The sequence below is a fragment of the Acidovorax radicis genome (assembly GCF_020510705.1).
Classification (GTDB): domain Bacteria; phylum Pseudomonadota; class Gammaproteobacteria; order Burkholderiales; family Burkholderiaceae_C; genus Acidovorax; species Acidovorax radicis_A.
The window spans coordinates 1,185,617-1,207,533 of the sequence record NZ_CP075184.1 but is presented as its reverse complement, the minus strand read 5'-3'; the positions used below and the strand labels follow the sequence as shown (position 1 = coordinate 1,207,533).

General features: G+C 66.7%; 16 protein-coding genes. 7 read left to right on the top strand and 9 right to left on the bottom strand.

Annotated features, from left to right (window positions below; translation table 11 throughout):
- Nucleotides 1-89 precede the first annotated feature (89 nt).
- From KI609_RS05425 to apbC, 7 genes are all read right to left on the bottom strand, one after another.
- Nucleotides 90-725: a molecular chaperone gene (locus KI609_RS05425; RefSeq protein ID WP_226447894.1), complete on the bottom strand. Its 636-nt coding sequence runs from the start codon at nt 723-725 to the stop codon at nt 90-92.
- On the bottom strand, nt 722-2,803 hold the full coding sequence (locus KI609_RS05420; RefSeq protein WP_226447893.1) for a 4Fe-4S binding protein: 2,082 nt from the start codon (nt 2,801-2,803) through the stop codon (nt 722-724). The genes KI609_RS05425 and KI609_RS05420 overlap by 4 nt, the downstream gene beginning before the upstream one ends.
- Nucleotides 2,763-3,542 (bottom strand): DUF3306 domain-containing protein, encoded by a 780-nt coding sequence (locus KI609_RS05415; protein ID WP_226447892.1) that lies wholly within the window; start codon nt 3,540-3,542, stop codon nt 2,763-2,765. The genes KI609_RS05420 and KI609_RS05415 overlap by 41 nt, the downstream gene beginning before the upstream one ends.
- Nucleotides 3,535-4,116 carry a DUF3305 domain-containing protein gene (locus tag KI609_RS05410; RefSeq protein ID WP_226447891.1) on the bottom strand — a complete coding sequence of 194 codons (582 nt, stop codon included), beginning with the start codon at nt 4,114-4,116 and terminating at the stop codon, nt 3,535-3,537. The genes KI609_RS05415 and KI609_RS05410 overlap by 8 nt, the downstream gene beginning before the upstream one ends.
- An 83-nt stretch (nt 4,117-4,199) precedes the next feature.
- A complete protein-coding gene (fdhF, locus tag KI609_RS05405; protein WP_226447890.1) occupies nt 4,200-7,094 on the bottom strand; it encodes a formate dehydrogenase subunit alpha in 2,895 nt (964 codons plus the stop codon).
- Nucleotides 7,091-9,001 (bottom strand): NAD(P)H-dependent oxidoreductase subunit E, encoded by a 1,911-nt coding sequence (locus tag KI609_RS05400; RefSeq protein WP_226447888.1) that lies wholly within the window; start codon nt 8,999-9,001, stop codon nt 7,091-7,093. Before KI609_RS05400 ends, fdhF begins: the two co-directional genes overlap by 4 nt.
- Nucleotides 9,002-9,120: 119 nt before the next feature.
- Entirely contained in the window at nt 9,121-10,212 is a 1,092-nt protein-coding gene (apbC, locus tag KI609_RS05395) for an iron-sulfur cluster carrier protein ApbC (RefSeq protein WP_226447885.1), read from the bottom strand.
- A 108-nt stretch (nt 10,213-10,320) separates the two neighbouring features.
- Between apbC and KI609_RS05390 the strand changes: the two genes are divergently transcribed.
- From KI609_RS05390 to KI609_RS05375, 4 genes are all read left to right on the top strand, one after another.
- The gene (locus KI609_RS05390) at nt 10,321-10,902 is read left to right on the top strand and encodes a restriction endonuclease (RefSeq protein ID WP_413463375.1); all 582 of its coding nucleotides are present in this window, start codon (nt 10,321-10,323) and stop codon (nt 10,900-10,902) included.
- A 175-nt stretch (nt 10,903-11,077) separates the two neighbouring features.
- Nucleotides 11,078-12,349: a patatin-like phospholipase family protein gene (locus KI609_RS05385; RefSeq protein ID WP_226447882.1), complete on the top strand. Its 1,272-nt coding sequence runs from the start codon at nt 11,078-11,080 to the stop codon at nt 12,347-12,349.
- A gap of 102 nt (nt 12,350-12,451) precedes the next feature.
- Nucleotides 12,452-14,599: a methionine--tRNA ligase gene (gene metG / locus KI609_RS05380; protein WP_226447880.1), complete on the top strand. Its 2,148-nt coding sequence runs from the start codon at nt 12,452-12,454 to the stop codon at nt 14,597-14,599.
- 20 nt (nt 14,600-14,619) lie between these two features.
- Nucleotides 14,620-14,892 (top strand): hypothetical protein, encoded by a 273-nt coding sequence (locus tag KI609_RS05375; RefSeq protein ID WP_226447878.1) that lies wholly within the window; start codon nt 14,620-14,622, stop codon nt 14,890-14,892.
- A 30-nt stretch (nt 14,893-14,922) separates the two neighbouring features.
- On the opposite strand, the gene KI609_RS05370 is transcribed toward KI609_RS05375, so the two are convergent.
- A complete protein-coding gene (locus tag KI609_RS05370; protein WP_226447876.1) occupies nt 14,923-15,543 on the bottom strand; it encodes a YitT family protein in 621 nt (206 codons plus the stop codon).
- Nucleotides 15,544-15,809: 266 nt separating this feature from the next.
- Here KI609_RS05370 and KI609_RS05365 point away from each other — a divergent pair, with 266 nt between their 5' ends.
- The gene (locus KI609_RS05365) at nt 15,810-17,555 is read left to right on the top strand and encodes a SulP family inorganic anion transporter (RefSeq protein WP_226447874.1); all 1,746 of its coding nucleotides are present in this window, start codon (nt 15,810-15,812) and stop codon (nt 17,553-17,555) included.
- On the opposite strand, the gene KI609_RS05360 is transcribed toward KI609_RS05365, so the two are convergent.
- A complete protein-coding gene (locus KI609_RS05360; protein WP_226447872.1) occupies nt 17,458-18,498 on the bottom strand; it encodes an AraC family transcriptional regulator in 1,041 nt (346 codons plus the stop codon). The genes KI609_RS05365 and KI609_RS05360 overlap by 98 nt on opposite strands.
- 93 nt (nt 18,499-18,591) lie before the next feature.
- Between KI609_RS05360 and KI609_RS05355 the strand changes: the two genes are divergently transcribed.
- Nucleotides 18,592-20,202, top strand: coding sequence for an FAD-binding protein (locus KI609_RS05355; protein ID WP_226447870.1), 1,611 nt, complete (start codon nt 18,592-18,594; stop codon nt 20,200-20,202).
- A 61-nt stretch (nt 20,203-20,263) separates the two neighbouring features.
- A complete protein-coding gene (locus KI609_RS05350; protein ID WP_226447868.1) occupies nt 20,264-21,916 on the top strand; it encodes an acetolactate synthase large subunit in 1,653 nt (550 codons plus the stop codon).
- Nucleotide 21,917: the final 1 nt, after the last annotated feature.

Here is a 21,917-nt window from a genome sequence, read left to right as displayed (position 1 = left end):
GTAAAAGCCTGCAATGTGACACCACAACTGCCGACCAAAGCGCTCATCTTTTATAGCGCCCACATCAGGGTTTCCGAGGACTCCGAGGACTATTCCATCATGTCGAAGCCCTGGGTTTCTACCGACACAAAAGCCCGCGTGAACTGGGCCACAGCAGCATAAAACCGGGCCTGCGGCTGGACCGCAAGGGCATCACACAGCAGCAACACCCAGGGCTGCAGATGTGTTGCAAAAAAGTCGCGCTGCGCCGTCAGGTTACAGACAGCGACGTCATCACCCGCGATCAGGTAGCGCATCACTTCGCACAAGTAGGCGATGTGGTCCTCGGTCTCGGACATGGCCTCGTCGCGTGCCAACCCCAGCCTGTCCAGGTCGGTGCGCAAGCGGGCAAGCGGCTTCTCGTTGAGGAAACCGCTCAGGTAATGCGAGCCGTACAAAAACACCTCCGGCTTGCCCACACCGCCAAAGAGGCGGTCGAACTCTTGCGCAATCACGCCGTCGCTCAGTTCACGGGCCGCGCCCACCAGCACCTGCCAGGGCTCTTGCAAAAAGGCACCATCGGCGGGTGCCTCGGTCACGGCCACACGCAGGGCAGACAACAGATCGGCGCTGGGCGCGGCGTAATACAGCTGCGACAGCAGCCCATACAGTTCAGCCCGAGCGGTTTCCTCATCCAGCGCAGAGCTACCGCCAGAGGATGTCAAAGAAGCAGGTTGGGCGCTCACAGGTCCGTCACTTTCGTTTCGCTTTGGGAGGAATACAGGTCAATCACGCGGCAGTCGCTGCACATCTTCAGGCGCTCCAGCGCCTCACCCTGGAACATGGCATGGCCCGCCAGTTTGCCCAGCATGGCCTCGATGGCTTTGACCGTGCCAAACGGCTTGCTGCAGCGCACGCAGGCCCAGGGCTTGGCCTCGTTGAGCACACGCAGCTGCGCACGCTCCGGACTCAAGAGCAGACGGGGCTGCAGGGTGATGGCGTCTTCCGGGCAAGTGGTGGCACACAGGCCACACTGCACACAGTTCTTTTCGATAAAGCGCAGCTGCGGCAGCTGCGGATTGTCCTGCAGCGCACTCGCCGGGCAGGCGCTCACGCAGCTCAGGCACAGGGTGCAGCGGTCTTTGTTGACTTCGATGGTGCCTAGAGGCGATCCCATGGCTGGCAAGGCGATGGCCTCTGGGCGCTCTGCCACGGGCATTGGAGCCTGCTCGATGAGGTGGTCAAGCGCCATCTCCAGCGTGCTGCGTTTTTCCTGCGCCACAGCAAAGCGTGCGGCCACGGCCGGGGTCTTCTGACGGGTCTGGCCCAGAGCCTGCAAGGCGGCATCCAGCTCGGTGGGGTGCGCAGCGCGCAGCAGTTGCACATGCGTGCCGGTGTAGCCCAGGCCCCGCAAGATGGCTTGCGCCACATCCATCTGCGCCTGCAGGCCGTCGAGGTACTGCGGCGCCTCTTCGTGCGTCGCCAGCACCACCACCTGCGAAGCCCCGTAGGCAATGGCGCTCAGCCACAAGTCCACCCCGGTGCTGGCCGTGTGCCACAGCGCCACCGGGATCACGTGGGCAGGCACACCCTGCGCCAGTTTGAGCTGCGCGGCACGGCCTAGCTCTTCCACCAGTGCCTGCCCGCGCTCTTGGCTGTGCAGCAGCAGCACGGCGTCCTTGCCGCCTGCGGCGGTGTAGGTGGACAACAGGGTCTTGAGCTTGGTGCCCTGCTCTGTCGCACTGGGGTAGGCATAGGTCAGCGCGCCCGTGGGGCACACGGTGGTGCAGGCGCCGCAGCCCACGCACAGGTTGGGGTTCACCTTGATTTGCTGGCGGCTCTTGTCGCTGCTCACGGCCTCGGCCGAGCAGATGTCCACGCAGGCGTTGCAGCCCACGGTTTCGTTGCGGCTGTGGGCGCAGAGTTTTTGCTTGTAGACAAAAAACCTGGGCTTCTCGAACTCGCCCACCAGTTCGCGCAGCTTGAGCAGCGTGGCCATATAGCCCCCATCACTCCGCCCATCCCAGCGCAGGTAGCCCTGCGGCAGCGCGTGCTGCAAGAAGGTGGGCGTGGCAGTGGGTGAGCGCAGGTCCAGCACCAGGTCAAAGCGCTCGGTCTGAGCGGCAGCATCGCGCGTGAAGTCGATGGCACCCGCCACCTGGCACACCTTCACGCAGGCGCGGTGCGACTGGCAGGCGGCCAGGTCAATCTGGTAGTCGAGGCCAATGGCGTTCTCGGGGCAGGCCGCCACGCAGGCGTTGCAGCGCGTGCACAGGTCCAGGTCGATGGGGTTGTCGGCCTTCCATTGCAGCTCGAACGCGCCCAGCCAGCCGGTAAGGCCCGTGATGCGCCCGCCCAGCACCGGAAAGCGCCGCGCCTGCGCGCCCCCCGCGTTGCCAGGGCCCTGGGTGAACAGGGTGACATCGAGCACATCCGACACCAGAGCAGCCGCCTGCTCGGCCTGGTCGAGCGGGCCGATGATGAGCAAGCGGCCGGTGCTCTTGTAGGTGACCGTGGGCACGGGCGGCGGGTCGGGCAGCCGGGCGGCCGCCAACAGCGCGGCGATCTTGGGGCTGGCCTTGGCGGCATCGCGGCTCCAGCCACCAGTTTCGCGGATGTTCACAAACCGGATGGGCGACACCGCGCCTTCGGTCTGCTGGCCCAGGTCGCCAAACAGGCGCTGCTCTTGCGTGCAGGCCACCACCACATCATCGCCCGACCGGATGGCTTTTTGGAATACCCCCGCGTCGCGCCGACACAGGGTGGAGTGAAGGGTCAGGTCTTCATGCAGCGCCGCGCCCAACGCCTTCGCGTTGAGGGGCATCGTCTGGTTGCAGTCGCAGATGAGCGTCGTAGTCATTTTTGGTGTGGCTGGCTGGCATGGTCTCCGCGTCCTCTGCGGAGCGGGTGAGCATCTCAAGCTCGCTGGAAGGGTCGCTAGGAATAGCGTTGCATACCCCAGACTGTGCCACGTCTGCGGGGGACAGCCCCTGCGCATCATCCCGAGGCTGAGCAAGGGCAGGGGCTATTGCCGTCGCCTCTGTGTCTGCAGAGGCTTGCACGGCAGCGCCACCGATCGGCGCGTCGGGTGCTGCTTCTTCTCCGGCGTCGCCCTTCTTTTCATGGTCGAAGAATCCCAGCGCGTGGGCGCTGGCCATCTTGCGCAGCATGCCCTCGGGCAGCGGGTCGGGCTGGGTGTAGTCGCCGATGTAGATATCCAAACCATCCATCACGTTGAAGTGCGGGTCGGCAAAAAGCTTTTTCATGGCCAGGTTACGCACCTCGGGCGATACCTCGCGGGCCACAAAGGCCTTGAAGTCGGACGCAGGCGTGAGCGCCTGGGCATCGGCCAGCGTGGGGGGTGGCGGTGCCTCGGCGACGGGCGCAACCCCCTCTGACACCGCGCGGGGCGCAGCGGCGGCCAAGGCAGGCCTGGGGGCCGGTGCCAAGGAAGCAACGGGTGGGGGCAACGCTGGCGCGGGTGGCGGGGGCTCCTGCACCGGTTTGCCTTCGCGCACCTCCTGCTTGCGGCGCGACCAGCGGCCCAGGAAACCGTCAGCCATGGCTCCCTCCTCCGGCATTGCCACCGCCTCCACCGCCTCCTCCACCACGCTGCTTTTCCGTGGAGATGGACGCGGGGTTGCCAAACCGGTCTTGCAACGTGCGAAAACTCTCGGGGCGCTTGCGGCGTTTGGGCTCGGGCTGGTAGTGCTCGGCCACAAAGGCGCGCAGCGCCTCCACCACTTCAGGCGCAGCAGGCACCTGCTCCACGGTTTCCTGCGCGTCCAGCCAGCGGCCGGCGTCGTGGTAGCTCAGGCTCACCGCCACGGCGCGGGCCAGGGGGACCTCGCCCATGCCCGCATCTTCATCGCGGCGCCACATCACAAACCAGCAGGGGGCCGGGGAGGTGAGGTTGAGGTGGTAACCCTCGGCATCGTCGCGGAACAGCTCCACGCGAAAGCCCGGGAACAGCCAGCGCTGCTCGTGCTCGTTTTGAAGGATCTGGCGCGGCTCGGTGCCAAAGGCGGGCTCGTTGATCACCACCTCGGCCAACGACCACCGCCAGGGCTGCCAGCGGTTGTTGATGTGCTCGCACCGCATGATCACGGCAACGTCGGTGTAGGGGCGCTCAGTCATGGGCGCAGACTTTACCCCGGCGCAGCCACCTCAGACAGTTATGCCCACAAAGCCCCGCAACCCGCGTGCGGATACGCGGCGCGTCAGGCGACTTCGCTGCCGGTGCCCTGCAACACCTCCACCGCCACTGCGCAGTACTTGAACTCCGGGATCTTGCCAAAGGGGTCGAGCGCGGCATTGGTCAGCAGATTGGCCGCCGCCTCCACATACGCAAACGGCATGAACACCGTGCCGCGCGGGGTGCCGTCGTCGCGCCGCACGCGCACCTGCACCATGCCGCGCCGTGAGCGGATGCCCACCAGCGCGCCGGGCGCCACGCCCAGCCGGGCGAGTTCGTCGCCATGCAGCGATGCGGTGGCCATGGGCTCGATGGCGTCCAGCACCGTGCTGCGCCGCGTCATGCTGCCGGTGTGCCAGTGCTCCAGCTGGCGGCCGGTGATGAGCACCAGCGGGTAGTCGGCGTCGGGCTTCTCTGCCGCCGGGATCACGCTGGCGGGTACCAGTTGCAGGCGCCCCGTGGGCGTCGGGAAGTTCTCGATGAAGACGATGGGCTGGCCAGGGTCGTCGGCCGTAAGGCATGGGTAGGTCACGCTGGAGTCGCGCTCCAGCCGGTCCCAGGTGATGCCCTCAATGCTGGCGTGCATGGCCTGGCGCATTTCTTCGTACACGGCGGCCACGCCCGATTCCTCGCCCGCATAGCTCCAGTCCAGGCCCATGCGCTGGGCGATCTGCTGAATGATCCACAAATCCGGCCGTGCATCACCCGGCGGGTTCAAGGCACGACGGCCCATCTGCACCATGCGGTCGGTGTTGCTGGCGGTGCCGGTCTTCTCGGGCCAGGCGCTGGCGGGCAGCACCACGTCGGCCAGCCAGGCGGTTTCGGTCAAAAAGATGTCCTGCACCACCAGGTGCTGCAGGCTGGCCAGCGCGTGGCGCGCGTGGTTCAGGTCGGGGTCGCTCATGGCGGGGTTCTCGCCCATGATGTACATGCCGCGCACCTTGTGCGGGTCGGTGTCGGGCGCCAGGGCCTTGTGCATGATCTCGACGACCGTGTAGCCCGGCGCTTCATCGAGCTTGGTGCCCCAGAAGTCTTCAAACCACGCATGCGCCCCGGCGTTGTCCACACGCTGGTAGTTGGGGAACATCATGGGGATCAGCCCCGCGTCGCTCGCGCCCTGCACGTTGTTCTGGCCGCGCAGCGGGTGCAGGCCGGAGCCGGGCTTGCCGATCTGGCCGGTGACGGCGCACAGCGCAATCAGGCAGCGCGCGTTGTCGGTGCCGTGCACGTGCTGGCTCACGCCCATGCCCCACAAAATCATCGAGGCTTTGCTTTTTGCAAACGCCCGTGCCACCTCGCGCAGCGCCTCGACCGGGATGCCGCACACCGGCGCCATGGCCTCGGGGCTGCAGCCCATCACGTTGGCCTTGAGCGCCTCGAAGTCCGTGGTGCGGTCGCGGATAAAGGCCTCATCCACCAGGCCTTCGTCGATCACCGTGTGGATCAGTGCGTTGAGCATCGCTACGTCGGTGTCGGCCTTGAACTGCAGGGTGCGCCATGCGTGGCGGCCGATGTCGGTGATGCGCGGGTCGGCCAGCACGATTTTGGCGCCGCGCTTGGCAGCGTTCTTCATCCAGGTCGCCGCCACCGGGTGGTTGGCCGTGGGGTTGGAGCCGATCACGAAGATCAGCTCGGCATGCTCCACGTCGTGCACCGGGTTGCTCACCGCGCCGGAGCCCACGCCTTCGAGCAGCGCGGCCACGCTGGAGGCATGGCACAGCCGCGTGCAGTGGTCCACGTTGTTGCAGCCAAAGCCCGTGCGCACCAGCTTCTGGAACAGGTAGGCCTCTTCGTTGCTGCCCTTGGCCGAGCCGAAGCCCGCCAGCGCCTTGAGGCCGTGGGTGTCGCGCAGGCTTTTGAGCTGGCCCGCCGCGAGGTCCAGCGCTTCGTCCCAGGTCGCCTCGCGGAACGCCGTGCGCCAATCGGCGCCGTAGGGCATCACCTCTTTCGGCACACCGGGCTTGCGAATCAGCGGCACAGTGAGGCGGTCGGGGTGGTGGGCGTAGTCAAAGCCGAAGCGCCCTTTCACGCACAGGCGGCCGTGGTTGGCCGGGCCGTCGCGGCCTTCGACGCTGATGATCTTTTCATCGCGCACGTTGTAGGTGATGAGGCAGCCCACGCCGCAAAACGGGCAGACCGAATCGACCTTGCGGTCCACCTTTTGCGAGCCGATGTGCGTCTTGGGGCTGAGCGCACCCGTGGGGCAGGCCTGCACACATTCGCCGCAAGCCACACAGGTGCTGGCCGCCATGGGGTCGTCGAGGTCGAACACGATCTTGGAATCCGCCCCGCGCAGCGCATAGCCGATCACATCGTTCACCTGCTCTTCGCGGCAGGCGCGCACGCAGCGGTTGCACTGGATGCAGGCGTCCAGATTCACCGCCATGGCGGGGTGGCTCAGATCAGGCGCGGGCTGCTCGCGGCGCAGGGCTTTGAGGGCCGGACGCACGGCCACACCCAGGCGATCCGCCCATTCGCTCAGCTCGCCGTGCTGGCCCACCGTTTCAGCAGTTTTTGAATCAAATTGGCCTGTAGCGCTTGATGGATAAGCGCCGCCAGCTATCAATTCAGGATTATCCAATTTGCCATCGTTCCACCGGTAGCCCACATCCGGCATGTCCGACAGCAGCATCTCCACCACCATCTGCTGGCTCTTGCGCGCACGCGGGCTGGCCGCCTGCACCTTCATGCCTTCGGTGGGTGCGCGGCAGCAGCTGGGGGCCAGCGTGCGCTCGCCCGCGATCTCGACCACGCAGGCGCGGCAGTTGCCGTCGGGGCGCAGGCCGTCGGTGTAGCAAAGGTGCGGAATCTCCACCCCGTGGCGTTGCGCGGCTTTCAGGATGGTTTCGCCAGGGTGGGCGGTGACGGGCTGGCCGTCCAGCTCAAAGGCCACACCGCAGGTTGGTTGCAACGCGCTCATGGCTGGGCTCCCTTCGGCAGTTGCTCGGCCAGCGGGCTGTTGCGCGGCTTGGGCAGGTCACCCGGCCAGGGGCCCTCGCCCACCTCGTGCGCAAAGTATTTGTGGATGCAGCGGATGGGGTTGGGCGCGGCCTGGCCCAGGCCGCAGATGGACGCATCGGCCATCACCTGCGCCAGGTCGTCCAGCAGCTCTTCATCCCACTGCGGCGCCTGCATCAGCGTGGCCGCCTTGGCCGTGCCCACGCGGCAAGGCGTGCACTGGCCGCAGCTTTCGTGTTCAAAAAAGCGCATCACGTTCAGCGCAGCATCGCGCGCACTGTCGTGCTGGCTGAGCACGATGACGGCGGCCGAGCCGATGAAGCAGCCGTAGGGCTGCAGCGTGTCGAAGTCGAGCGGGATGTTGTTCAGGCTGGAAGGCAGGATGCCGCCCGAGGCGCCGCCGGGCAGGTAGGCATACAGCTGGTGGCCGTCCAGCAAACCGCCGCAGTATTCGTCGACGAGTTCCTGCACGGTGATGCCTGCGGGCGCCAGCTTCACGCCCGGGTGCTTCACCCGCCCGCTCACGCTAAAGCTGCGCAGCCCCTTGCGCCCATGGCGGCCAAAGCTGGCAAACCACTGCGGGCCACGCTCGACGATGTCGCGCACCCAGTACAGCGTCTCGAAGTTGTGCTCCAGCGTGGGCCGGCCAAACAGCCCCACCTGCGCGATGTAGGGCGGGCGCATGCGCGGCTCGCCGCGCTTGCCTTCGATGCTCTCGATCATGGCCGACTCTTCGCCGCAGATGTAGGCGCCCGCACCCCGGCGCAGCTCGATGTGCGGCAGGGGGCATGGGGGCTGGGCATGCAGGTCGTCCAGCGCCTTTTGCAGCAACGCGCGGCAGCCGTGGTATTCGTCGCGCAGGTAGATGTAGACCGCCTCGGTGCCCACCACCTGGGAGGCGATGAGCACGCCTTCCAGAAAGCGGTGCGGGTCGCGTTCCAGATAGGTACGGTCCTTGAACGTGCCGGGCTCGCCTTCGTCGATATTGACCGCCATCAGGCGCGGCGCGGGTTGGTCCCGAACAATGCGCCACTTGCGCCCTGCCGGAAAGCCCGCGCCGCCCAGGCCGCGCAGGCCCGAGTCCTCCATGGCCGACAGCACGGCCTCGGCGTCCATCTCGCCGTTGACCAGCGCGGCGGCGGTCTGGTAACCGCCGTGGGCACGGTAGGTGGCCAAGTCGGTGTGTGCGGGACTGACGGAGTCCGGCTGTGCAGGCACGCTTTGCTCGGCCAGCGCTGCAATATCAAAATTGATAGCTGCTGGCGCTTGTGGATGAAGCGCCATGGCCCGATTTGGCATCGAACTGACCTTTTCCAGCACCGCATCCACGGTGGCGTGTGGCACCGGGCACTGGTGCACCACGGCCACCGGCGCCTGTTCGCAGCGGCCCACGCAGGGCACGGCCACCACCTGCACGCCGCCCTGCCCACCATCGAGGTTCATCGCAAGCAGACGCTCGGGCAGCGCGGCCAGCAACTCACGCGCGCCCGCCATGCTGCAGCTCAGGCTGTCGCACACCCGCAGCACCAGACGGGGCACCTGGGCATCCTCGCCGCGCACGATCTCAAAGTGGTGGTAGAAGCTGGCCACCTCGTACACCTCGGCCATGGGCAGATTCATCTGCTTGGCCAGCGCCACCAGGTGCCGGTCGTGCAGCACGCCGAAGTGGTCGTTCAGGCAGTGCAGGTATTCAATGAGCAGGTCGCGCCGAAAGCCTTCGGCCGGGCGCGCGCCCAGGAGTTGCGCCACATCGGCCATCGCGGCGTCTTCAGGCTGGCGGCCCTTGAGGCGGCTTTTGCGGCGGATGCGCTCGCGCATGTCGTCCGGTGTGCCCAGGGGCACGGCGGCGGTTGGCGGGGTGGTTTTCATCGGGCCGTCATACAGGAAGAGATCAAGCGCAGGCAGTGTGGCCGTCGCCCGCCATGGCGTCAATGCCGCAGTCCCACCGCCCGGGACAGCCCCCGCCGCCGGGCGCGGGCCCTCTCGCATCAAGTGTTCTTGCTGATCGAAATCGTCGGAAACTTGTTGGAGAAGTCCTTGGCCTGCTGCGCGATCTTCACCGCCACGTCGCGCGCCATCTTCTTGTAGATCTTGGCCACGTCCCCGTCGGGGTCGGCCACCACGGTGGGCTTGCCGCTGTCGGCCTGCAGGCGGATGCTCATGTCGAGCGGCAACGCGCCCAGGTAGTCCATGTGGTATTCGGCCGCCATCTTCTTGCCGCCGTCGGCGCCAAAGATGTGCTCCACATGGCCGCAGTTGCTGCACACATGCACGGCCATGTTCTCGACGATGCCCAGGATGGGCACGCCCACCTTTTCAAACATCTTGATGCCCTTCTTGGCATCGAGCAGGGCGATGTCCTGCGGCGTGGTCACGATCACCGCGCCGGTCATGGGCACGCGCTGGCTCAGGGTGAGCTGGATATCGCCGGTGCCGGGGGGCATGTCGATGATGAGGTAGTCCAGGTCCTTCCAGTTGGTCTGGCGCAGCAGTTGCTCCAGCGCCTGGGTGGCCATGGGGCCGCGCCAGATCATGGCTTCGTCCTGGTCCACCAAAAAGCCGATGGACATGACCTGCACGCCGTAGTTCTCCAGCGGCTCCATGGTCTTGCCGTCGTCGCTTTCGGGGCGGCGGTTGATGCCCAGCATCATGGGTTGGCTGGGGCCGTAGATGTCGGCGTCGAGCACGCCCACACTGGCACCCTCGGCGGCCAGGGCCAGGGCCAGGTTGGCGGCGGTGGTGCTTTTGCCCACGCCGCCCTTGCCCGAGGCCACGGCGATGATGTTCTTGACCTGGGGCAGCAGCTGCACGCCGCGCTGCACGGCATGGGCAATCACCTTGGTGGTGATGTTGACCGACACGTTCTCCACGCCCGCCACGCCCTTGGCGGCGGCCACCAGGCTGCGGCGCAGCTCGGGCACCAGGCTCTTGGCGGGGTAGCCCAGTTCCACGTCAAAGGCCACGTCGCCGCCTGTGATCTGCAGGTTGCGCAAGGCGCGGGTGCTGACGAAATCCTTGCCCGTGTGGGGATCCAGCACGCTGGAAAGTGCGGCCAAAAGGCCCTGTTCGGTGACTGCCATTCAATAAACTCCAGAAGAGGCGGGTAGTCTAGCGAAGCGCTTCGACCCCCTTCGCATGCAGGACAATGCGCACCGCTTCGACCGTCGCTCCTCTCCACAAAGGCCCCCGTGAAATTCAAGATGTCCGAGAACTCCCTGTTTGCCATGCTGTTGCGCTCGCCGTGGTGGATCAGCTTTGTGGTGGTGGGCCTCATCACGCTGGCGGCCGGGGCGTTGTTGCCCAAGGAATATTTTGTGGTGGGCGCGCTGGCGGGCCTGCCGATTTTTGTGGTGGGTTGCATTGCCGCATGGCGGCAACTGCGCGCGCCCCGCCCCGCCCAGGTGGCCGACATGCTGCAGTCCGTGGCGGGCATGCCGTGGCGCGACTTTGCCGACACCCTGGCCGCCGCCTGGGGGCGCGCGGGCTACAAGGTCGAGCGGCTGGGCAACACCACCAGCGGGGCGGACATGCGCCTGGCCCGCGATGGCAAAACCACGCTGGTCAGCGCCAAGCGCTGGAAGGCCAGCACCCACGGCGTGGAGCCGCTGCGCGAGCTGTTTGCCGCCATGCAGGCCCAAGACGCCCCGGCCGGTATCTACGTCGTGGCCCAGGGACAACTGAGCGATAACGCGCTGGTTTTTGCCCGCGACCACGCCATCGTCGTGCTGCAAAGCACGGCCGTGGCTCATCTGCTGCTGAGCCAGGGCTGACCAAGCGTCCGCCCGGGGTGGCCTCGCAAGCCAACCGCGCCGCCGCCAAGGCCGCGTGCGTAACTTACGGGTTTTCCCAGGCGAAACGGCCCAAGCTGCGCCCCCACACTGGCAACTCCACGTCGCCCTTTCGTTCGCACGCGGCCGACCGTCATTGCACACCGTCGCCTCTTTCATGCCATTCGCCCATTCAGAGCCCGCTCGCACATCCGCCCCGGCCGCACCCGCCACCCCGGCCACCGGCCTGCTGCTGACCGGCGGCGGCGCCCGCGCGGCCTACCAGGTGGGGGTGCTAGAAGCCATTGCCGACCTTCGCAATGCCTGCGGTGAAGGCAGCAGCCCCAACCCGTTTCCCATCATCACGGGCACATCGGCCGGGGCCATCAACGCGGCCGCCCTGGCTTGCGGCGCCGACCATTTCGACCGCGCGGTGCGGCGCATTGCGCGGGTGTGGCGCCAGTTTCATGCGGGTCAGGTGTACGGCGCCGATTCGCTCTCGGTGATGCGCAGCGGCGCGCGCTGGCTGACGCTGTTGTCGATGGGCTGGGCGCTGGCGCGGTGGAGCCGCATGCGCCCCAACTCGCTGCTCAACAATGCGCCGCTGGAAAAGCTGCTCGTAAAGATGGTGCCGCTGCCGCGCCTGCCACGGCTCATCCGCCACGGCCACCTCACGGCGCTGGCGGTGACGGCATCGAGCTACAGCTCGGGCGAACACGTGACTTTTTTCGAATCGGCAGACCCCGTCAAGCCCTGGGTGCGCTCGCAGCGCAAGGCCGCGCGTGACCGCATCACCCATGAACACCTGCTGGCTTCGTCGGCCATCCCGTTCATCTTTCCGGCCAAAGGCATCACGGTGGACGGCCACACCGAGTACTTTGGCGACGGCTCCATGCGCCAGTCCGCACCCATCGCCCCCGCCATCCACCTGGGAGCCGAGCGCATCCTGGTGATTGGCGCGGGCCGCATGCATGAACCCAAGGACGATGCCGCCACCAACCCCACGCCCACCTACCCCAGCCTGGCCCAAATTGCGGGGCATGCGCTGTCCAACATTTTTCTGGACGCCCTGTCGGTGGACGTAGAGCGTGTGCTGCGCATCAACCAGACCCTGTCACTGATCCCGCCCGAGGTGCGCGTACAAAGCGCGCTGCGCCCGGTCGATCTGCTGGTCATCGCGCCCTCGCAGCGGCTTGACGCCGTGGCAGCGCGCCACGTAGGCACACTGCCGGCGCCGGTGCGCGCCATGCTGGGCGCCCTGGGGGTCACCTCCAACATGACCGACGTGCGCGGCGCAGCGCTGGCCAGCTACCTGCTGTTCGAGTCGGGCTACACCCAGGAGCTGATGGCCCTGGGCCGGGCCGACACCCTGGCCATGCGCACCGAGGTGTGCCGATTCTTTGGCTGGACGGATGCAGGCGCCGACGTGCAGACCCTGCTGCACAGCTGATCCCTGCAGCCAAGCGGCTGCACACGGGGCCATGACCCCGTTGCGGCGGCCCCCTTGCCAACCGCCTAAAATCGCGGGTTCCGCCTGAGAAAGCTGCTTTTCATGACGTCATCCGCCCGCAAACTCTTCGTTACCACCGCCCTGCCGTATGCCAACGGCAACTTCCACATCGGCCACATCATGGAATACATCCAGGCCGACATCTGGGTAAGGTTTCAGCGAATGCAGGGCAACGCGGTGAACTTCGTCGGGGCGGACGACACCCACGGCGCGCCCATCATGATTGCCGCCGAAAAGGCCGGCAAGACGCCCCAGCAGTTCGTGGCCGACATTGCTGCGGGCCGCAAGCAATACCTCGATGGTTTTCACATCAGCTTTGACAACTGGCACAGCACCGATGCGCCCGAAAACCACGCGTTGGCCCGCCAGATCTACCGCGACCTGCGCGACCGCGCCGATGGCAGCCTGATCGAAGTGCGCACCATCGAGCAGTTCTTCGACCCCGAGAAGAACATGTTCCTGCCCGACCGCTACATCAAGGGCGAATGCCCCAAGTGCCATGCCAAGGACCAGTACGGCGACAACTGCGAGGTGTGCGGCACGGTGTACGCCCCCACCGACCTCATCAACCCGTTCTCGGCTCTGTCGGGCGCCAAGCCCGAGCTGAAGCACTCCGAGCACTTCTTCTTCAAGCTGTCGGACCCACGCTGCGAGGAGTTTCTGGAAAACTGGACGCAAGACGGCAAGCTGCAGCCCGAGGTGGCCAACAAGATCAAGGAATGGTTCACCGTCCGCACCAACCCCGATGGAACCACCAGCGAGGGCCTGGGCGACTGGGACATCAGCCGCGACGCGCCCTACTTCGGTATCGAGATCCCCGACGCGCCGGGCAAGTACTTCTACGTGTGGCTGGACGCGCCCGTGGGCTACCTGGCGTCGCTGAAGAACCTGCTGGAAAAGCGCGGCGAAAGCTACGACGCCTACATGGCCGACCCGGCGATGGAGCAGTACCACTTCATCGGCAAGGACATCGTCACCTTCCACACGCTGTTCTGGCCCGCCATGCTGCACTTCAGCGGCCGCAAGACGCCCAACAACGTGTTCGTGCACGGCTTTTTGACCGTCAACAACGGCGAGAAGATGAGCAAGAGCCGGGGCACCGGCCTGGACCCGCTCAAGTACCTGAGCCTGGGCATGAACGCCGAGTGGCTGCGCTACTACCTGGCCGCCAAGCTCAGCGCGCGCAACGAAGACATCGACTTCAATGCCGAAGACTTCATGCTGCGGGTGAACAGCGATTTGATCGGCAAGTACGTGAACATTGCCAGCCGCGCGGCAGGTTTCATTACCAAGAGGTTCGAAGGGAAACTTGTCTCAGTGTTTCTCCAAGGGGACACTAAGCCTGGTGCACCAGAAGATGAGGTTGACTCAGTGATCACGACGATCATGGCGGCCGCTCCTGGAATCAAGGACGCTTACGAGAATCGCGAGTACAGCAAAGTAGCCAGAGAGATCATGTATCTGGCCGATGCGGTCAACCAATACGCTGATGAAAAGAAGCCTTGGGTTCTAGCGAAGAATGAATCTGACTCTGGAAGCCTGCAGATTGTCTGCAGCGTCCTTGTGAATTGCTTCAGGCTCCTAACGATTTACTTAAAGCCTGTGCTGCCTGGCGTGGCGACACAAGTCGAAGAAATGCTTGGATTGGAGGAAAAGCCTCTCTCATGGATCGATACCACGACTTGCCTTCCTCATGGTCACGTAATCAAGCCCTACCAGCACCTCATGCAACGCGTCACCCCAGAGCAGCTTGAGGCATTATTTGAGGCTCCAGCGCAAGCAGAACAAGCGCCTGCAGCTACAGAAACCGTAGCAACCAGCTCCCATCCCGGTGGTGAGGAGCTCGCCCCCACCATCACCATCGACGACTTCACCAAGATCGACCTGCGCATTGCGCTGATCGTGAACTGCGAGGCGGTGGAAGGATCCACCAAGCTGCTGCGCCTGACGCTGGATGTGGGCGAAGGACGCACACGGAATGTTTTCTCCGGCATCGCCAGTGCTTACAAGCCCGAAGACCTGATCGGCAAGCACACCGTGATGGTGGCCAACCTGGCTCCGCGCAAGATGAAGTTCGGCGTGAGCGAAGGCATGGTGCTGGCCGCCAGCCACGGCGACGAGAAGGCCACCCCCGGCATCTACGTGCTCAACCCCTGGCCCGGCGCAACGCCCGGCATGCGGGTGCGCTGAGAGCGAGACGGGACCCCTCCATGCGCCGCCCTGTGGCCTGCGTCGTGGTGGGCGCTGCGCTGCTGCCGCCGCTGCTGGTCGGCTGCACAGTGGTGACGGTGGCCTCCACGGCGGTCAGCGTCACGGCATCGGCCGTGGGCTTGGCGGCGGATGCCGCCGTGGGCACCGTCAAGGTGCTGGGCAAAGGGGCGGGGATGGCTGCCAACGCCCTATCCAGCGGCGGCAATGCCACGCCCGACCACAGTGGCATCGAGATCCGGGAATCCATCCGGCCGGCCCCCACGGCCGATTGAGTCGCAGGGCTGCCAGGGCCCGCAACGTGCTCACTCGCCGGTATAGCGCCCTGGCCGGTGGCTGATCCACAAAAAGCCGCTCATCACCAGCACGGCCAGCACCGAATAGGCCACGCGGTCCACCGGCACGATGAACAGCGCCAGCAGCACCACGGTGCCATCAATCATCATTTGCACCTTGCCCGCCCGCATGCCGTAGCGCGCTTGCAGGTACAGCGACACCACGGTGGCCCCGCCCAGGCTGGAGCGGTGGCGCGCCAGGAACAGGCAGCCCGTGCCCAGCAGCAGCCCGCCCAGCAGCGAGGCGAACAGCGGGTTCAGGTAGTCCACATGCATCACATGCGGAAACAGCTCGGTCAGCAGCGACAGCAGGGCCACGCAGACAAACGTTTTGATGGTGAACTCGCGGCCCATGCGCGTCCAGGCGAACCAGTAAAACGGCAGGTTCACCACAAAAAACAGCTTGCCGAACGAGATGCCCGTGACGTAGTGCAGCAAGAACGCCACGCCCGCCGTGCCGCCCACCAGCAGGCCCGCCTGGTTGAACAACATGAGCGCCATGGCCACGAACAGGGTGCCCGCAAACAGCGCCTGCACATCTTCAAACGTGCCGTGGCGCAGGGAGGATGGCGGGGCGGAGGCGTCAGGCATGGGTGGGTTCATGGGGTAGGGGCAAGCAAGCAACGCGCCAGGCAGCGGGGCGGCTGACCGCTGCAATAACAGCAGCCCGCCGCAGGATTTTCAATCATATCGGCCTGTAGCGCTTATCCATAAAGCGCAACAAGCTATTAAATAAGTAGCACCAGAATCAACAGCAAGGGCCCACGGCACGGCCGCCACGGTTGCACTTCGTCACTGGCTCACTACACTGGGGCACCGGCCTGGGCCTTCCTTCCTCACCCGCTCCCTCTCCATCCATGCGTTTCTCGCTTGCCTTTCGCCCCCGTCTGCTTGATGCGTTGCGCGGCTACAGCCGCAGCCGCTGGATGGCCGACCTGGGTGCGGGCGTCACCGTGGGCATCGTGGCGCTGCCGCTGGCCATGGCGTTTGCCATTGCCAGCGGCCTCAAGCCCGAGGCCGGGCTGTGGACGGCCATCATTGGCGGCTTTCTGGTGGCCCTGCTCGGGGGCACCAATGTGCAGATTGGCGGTCCGGCGGGGGCGTTCATCGTCATCGTCTATGGCATCGTCGAGCGCTATGGCGTGGCCAATCTGCTGATTTCCACGGCCTGCGCGGGCGTGCTGCTGTTCCTGCTTGGGATGTTCAAGCTCGGCAGCCTGGTGCGCTTTGTGCCGGTGAGCATCGTCATCGGCTTCACCAACGGCATCGCGGTGCTGATCGGGCTGTCTCAGCTCAAGGACTGGATGGGGCTGGCCATCGACAAGATGCCGGGCAACTTCTTCTCGCAGGTGCACACGCTGGCCCTGCACATCGACAGTTTCAACCCCCATGCGCTCGCGCTGGGCGCTGCCTGTCTGGGTGGGCTGTTTTTATGGCCACGGCTGTTTGTGCAGGGCTCGCCCGTGCTGCGTGTGGCCGAGGGCCACACCGTGCGCCGCTTTGCGCGCATTCCGGCGCCGGTGGTGGCGCTGGTCACGCTCACGGTGCTGGCGCGCTGGCTGGAGATGCCGGTGGAGACCATCGGCACGCGCTTTGGTGGCATTCCGCAAGAGCCGCCGGCGTTCGCACTGCCTGATTTTTCGTGGGACACGGTGCGCCTGCTGGTCACGCCCACCGTCACGATTGCGCTGCTGGGTTCCATCGAGTCGCTGCTGTGCGCGCGTGTCGCCGACCAGGTGGCCACCGACCCGCACTACCGCAAGCACGACCCCAACCAGGAGCTGATGGCCCAGGGCGTGGCTAATTTCGTAGTGCCGTTCTTCGGCGGCATGCCGGTCACCGGCACCATTGCGCGCACTGTGACCAACCTGCGCGCGGGCGCCACCAGCCCCATTGCCGGCATGGTGCATGCGGCCACGCTGGCGGTGATCGTGCTGGTGGCTTCGCCGCTGGCGCTGCACATTCCGCTGGCGGTGCTGGCCGGCATCCTGCTGCATGTGGCCTGGAACATGGGCGAATGGCACGAGTTTGCGCGCCTCAAGCATTTCAGCAACCATTACCGGTTGCTGATGCTGGGCACGTTTTTTCTCACCGTGGTGTTCGACCTCACGGTGGCGGTGGAGGTGGGGCTGGTGCTGTCGTGCGTGCTGTTCGTGCGGCGCATGAGCGCGCTGTTCCGCGCCGAGCGCGTGCCCGCGTCTACCCCTGCAGCCCAGGACGCACAGGGGCTGGCCCTGGAACCCGGCCCCCGCCCCCACATGGCCTGGCACCTGCACGGCGCGCTGTTTTTTGGCGCGGCCGCCAAGATCGACCCCATCGTGCAGGCCGTGGAGGCAGGCCCCGAAGGCCCGGAAGTGGTGCTGGATGCACGCGACCTGTTCGCACTCGACACCACGGGCCTCGAAGGCCTGGAGCAGATCCTCAAGGCCGTGGGCCAGCGTGGCGGCGTGCTGTGGGTAGTGGATGCGCAGGAGCAGCCGCGCTCGCTGATGGAGCGCTCGGGCTTCAGCGCCCGGTTGGAAAACCAGAACGCTGCGCAGACGGCAGGCGCTGCTGCCAGTCGCCCGGTGCACAGCCCGTCCAGCGCCGAAACGCCCGGTTGAAGGCGCTGGCCTCGGAGAACCCCAGCCGCCGCGCAATGCGGGCAAACGACTCGGCCCCGCCCGCCACCGCCGCGCAGGCCAGCTGCTGGCGCACGCCATCGACCAGATCGGAATACCGCGCGCCCTCGCCCAGCAGGCGCCGCGCCAAGGCCTTCTCGCCCAGCCCGAACTGCCGCGCTGCCTGGGCGCGGCCGGGCACGCTGCCGTCCAGCGCCCCCGCCAGCCACTGCGCCACCTGGGTGCGCAGCGGCACCGGGGCCGACAGCGCGGCCAGTTGCGCCGACGCGTGGGCGCGGTGCAGGCTGGCCAGTTCCGTATCGGCCTGGGGCAAGGGGTGGTCAAGCACGGCGTTGTCCAGCAGCAGGCCGTTGAAGGCCTGCTCGAACTGCACTTCGGCGCCAAACACCTCGGCATAGACCGCCAGGTCGGCCATGGGCTGGTGGCTGAACTGCACGCGTACGGGCCGCAGGGGCTGGCCGGTCACCCAGCTGCTGACGCTCACCGTCGCGGCCAGCACCGCCTCGACCTGGTGGCTGCTGAAAGCCAGGTCACCCTGCTGCGGGTGATAGACCACCCAGCTCTGCGGCTCGCCAGTAAGCATCTGAAAGCGCCCGCCGTCGCTGATGAGCCGCTGGTATTGCTGCAGCAGGCCGATGGCGCTGCGCAGCGTGGCCGACGACAGCAGGATGAAGCTCACCACATTGAAACTGCCGGGCCCCACCATGCGCCCGGCGTTCAGACCGAACGCCGGGTCGCCCGTCAAGTCGGCGGCGGCGCGCCACAGCCGGGTGATGTCGTCCACCTGCCAGCGCGGCTCGGCCAGGCGCGCCAGCGGCACCCCCGCACGGGCCAGCAGATCAGTGCGCGCAAGGCCCTGGCGCTCGGCGGCGGCCAACACGGTGTTGACCCAACTCAGGGCCACGCTGGGCGCCAAAGTCAACATAAGCGGGCTCCAGAGTCAAGTGGAAATGCATCATAAAGCGCTATCGTCAGCCGCACAAAGAAACCGCAGAGGTTCACAACAAGGAGACAAACCATGGCAGCACAGCACCATGACGTGGTGATTGTTGGCGGCGGGCTGGCCGGTATCGTCACCGCGCTCGAATGCCTGCGCGCGGGTCGCAGCGTTGCGCTGGTGGACCGCGACACGCCCGAGCGACTGGGCGGCCTGGCCCTGTGGGCGTTTGGCGGCATGGCCCTGGTGGGCACGCCGCTGCAGGCGCGCATGAAGATCCCCGACACGCCCGAGACCGCGCTGCGTGACTGGGTGCGCTTTGGCGAACTCGACGCCAACGACGCACTGGCGCTGCAGTGGGCACGCCACTACGCGGAGCATTCGCGCGCCGGGGTCTACGACTGGCTGCTCGGCGAGGGCGTGAAGTTCATGCCCGCCGTCAACTGGGTGGAGCGCGGGCGCTTTGGCGACGGCAACAGCGTGCCGCGCTACCACATCGTCTGGGGCACCGCACGTGCGCTCGCGCGCCGCATGATCGCCGCGATGCGTGCGGCCGACACCGGTGGGCGGCTCACGGTGCTGCACCGCCACCGCGCCAGCGCCCTCGACCTGCAGCAGGGCCGCACATCGGGCGTGCTGGCGGTCAACGAAGAAACCGGCGCCGAGGTGCGGCTGTCGGCCCCCGAGGTGGTGCTGGCCATGGGCGGCATCAACGGCAGCCACGAACAGACGCGCGCCAACTGGCCTGCCGACCGCCCCATGCCCGCCACCATGCTCAACGGCGCCCACCCTTTTGCGGACGGCAAGATGCACCACTGGGTGGCCGAGGCGCTGGGTGCGCGCATCAGCCGCGCGGGCGAGATGTGGAACTACGCTGCGGGCTTTCCGCACCCGTTCCCACATTTCGAGGGGCACGGCCTGTCCACCATCCCGTGCAAGTCGGCGCTGTGGCTGGACCACCAGGGCCGGCGCATCGGCCCCGAGCCACTCGTCACCGGCTTTGACACCCACTGGCTGTGCCAGCGCGTGGCCGCGCAAGAGAAGCCCTGGACCTGGCACCTGCTGAACTGGCGCATCGCGGCCAAGGAATTTGCCATCTCGGGCGCCGAGCACAACCAGCGTATTCGCGACATGCAGTTCCCCGCGTTCCTCAAGGAGACGCTGCTGGGCAATCACCGCCTCGTCAAGCAGATGGCCGCCGAAAGCAAACACTTCCTGGTGGACGACACGCTCGCCGGCCTGGCCGCCAAGATGAACGCGCTGACCGGCTCGCAGGACGTGCCGCCCGGGGCGCTGCAGGCCACGGCTGACGCCTTCGACGCCAACTTCGCCAACGGCGCCAAGCTGCACAACGACGACCAGATCCGCCGCATCCTGCACGCGCGCCAGTGGGGGCCCGACAAGCTGCGCACCTGCACGCCCGCACCGCTGCAGCAGCCCGGCGCCGGGCCATACATCGCCATCCAGATGCAGCTGATCACGCGCAAGAGCCTGGGCGGCCTGCAGACCGACCTGGGCAGCCGGGTGCTCGATGGCGCCGGCCAGCCCATCGACGGCCTGTACTGCGTGGGCGAAGCGGCTGGCTTTGGCGGCGGTGGTGCCAGCGGCAAGCGCTCGCTCGAAGGCACCTTCCTGCCGGGCTGCATCCTCACGGCGCGCGCAGCGGCGCGGCACATGGCCCCCGGGAAATAAACTTCAAATCAGCCTCTAGCGCCCGTCCATAAAGCGCAAGCAGCTATCAAAAGGAGAGTCTATGAACGGCGCACAAGCCCTGATGAAGACCCTGGTCGATGCAGGCATCGACGTCTGCTTCACCAACCCTGGCACGAGCGAGATGCACTTTGTCGCCGCGCTCGACAGCGAACCCAAGATGCGCGCCGTGCTGGCGTTGTTCGAGGGCGTGGCCACGGGCGCGGCCGACGGCTACGCGCGCATGGCAGGCAAGCCCGCCGCCACATTGCTGCACCTGGGCTGCGGCCTGGGCAACGGCCTGGCCAACCTGCACAACGCGCGCAAGGGCCGCGTGCCCGTGCTCAACATCGTGGGCGACCACGCCACCAGCCACGTGCAGTACGACGCGCAGCTGCAGTCCGACATCGAGACCGTGGCCCGCAACGCCTCCCCCTGGGTGCGCACCTCGCGGAGCACCGCCCAGCTGTGCCAGGACGCTGCCGAGGCCATAGGCGTGTGCCAGGGGCCGCCGGGCCAGGTGGCCACACTGATACTGCCCGCCGACGTGTCCTGGAGCGATGGCGGGGTCAGCGCGCCGCCACCCACCCTTGCCTCACCTGCGCCAGCAGACAGCGCCACGGTGGACGCCATCGCCCAGGCGCTGCGGGGGCCTGGCAAGAAAGCCTTGCTGCTGGGCACGCGGGCCCTGCGCGCGCCCACGCTGATGGCGGCGGCGCGCATCGCCGCGCAGACCGGTGCCCAACTGTTTGCGGAGGTCTTTCCCACACGCATCGAGCGCGGCGCAGGCCTGCCATTGGTGGAGCGCATTGCCTATCTGGCCGAGTTGGCCTCCGTGCAGCTCACCGGGCTGGACCATCTGGTGCTGGTGGATGCCAAGGCGCCTGTGTCGTTCTTTGCCTACCCCGGCAAGAAGAGCTACCTGGTGCCCGAAGGCTGCCAACTGCACACCCTGGCCACCTTCGAGCAGGACGTGGCCACCAGCCTGGACCGCCTGGTGCAGGCCCTGGGCGCCGCCAGCGCCGCCCCCGTGCTGCAGGCGCCAGAGCGCCCGGGCCGACCGCGCGGCAAGTTCACGGCAGACAAGGTGTGCAAGGCCATCGGCCACCTGATGCCGGACAACGCCATCATCGTGGACGAGGCGCAAACCTCCGGCATCATGCTGCCCCTGTACACCGCAGGCAGCCCGCGCCACGATGTGCTCACCCTCACCGGTGGCGCTATCGGCCAAGGCCTGCCCAACGCCGTGGGGGCGGCCATCGCCAGCCCGGGCCGCAAGGTGATCGCGCTGGCAGGCGACGGCTCGGCCATGTACACGCTTCAGGCGCTGTGGACCATGGCTCGCGAGCAACTCGACGTGATTTCCATCGTGTTCAACAACCGCTCCTACGCCATCCTCAACGTGGAGCTGCAGCGCGTGGGTGCGGCGGGCGCTGGCGACAAGGCCCGCAGCCAGCTTGACCTGCGTACCCCGCCCATCCACTTTGCGGCGCTGGCCGAGGGCATGGGCGTCCGCGCGCGCCGCGTCACCACCACCGAAGAGTTTCTGGCAGCCTTCGAGCATGCCCTGCGCACGCCGGGCCCACACCTCATCGACGCCGTGGTGCCTCCCACGCTGGCAGGCCTGAAGCTGCGCGTGCTGCCACACCTGCTGAAGTCACTGGCCAGCCTGCCGCCGCCAGTGGCACGGGCATTGAAACGAAAACTTGCGCCCTGAA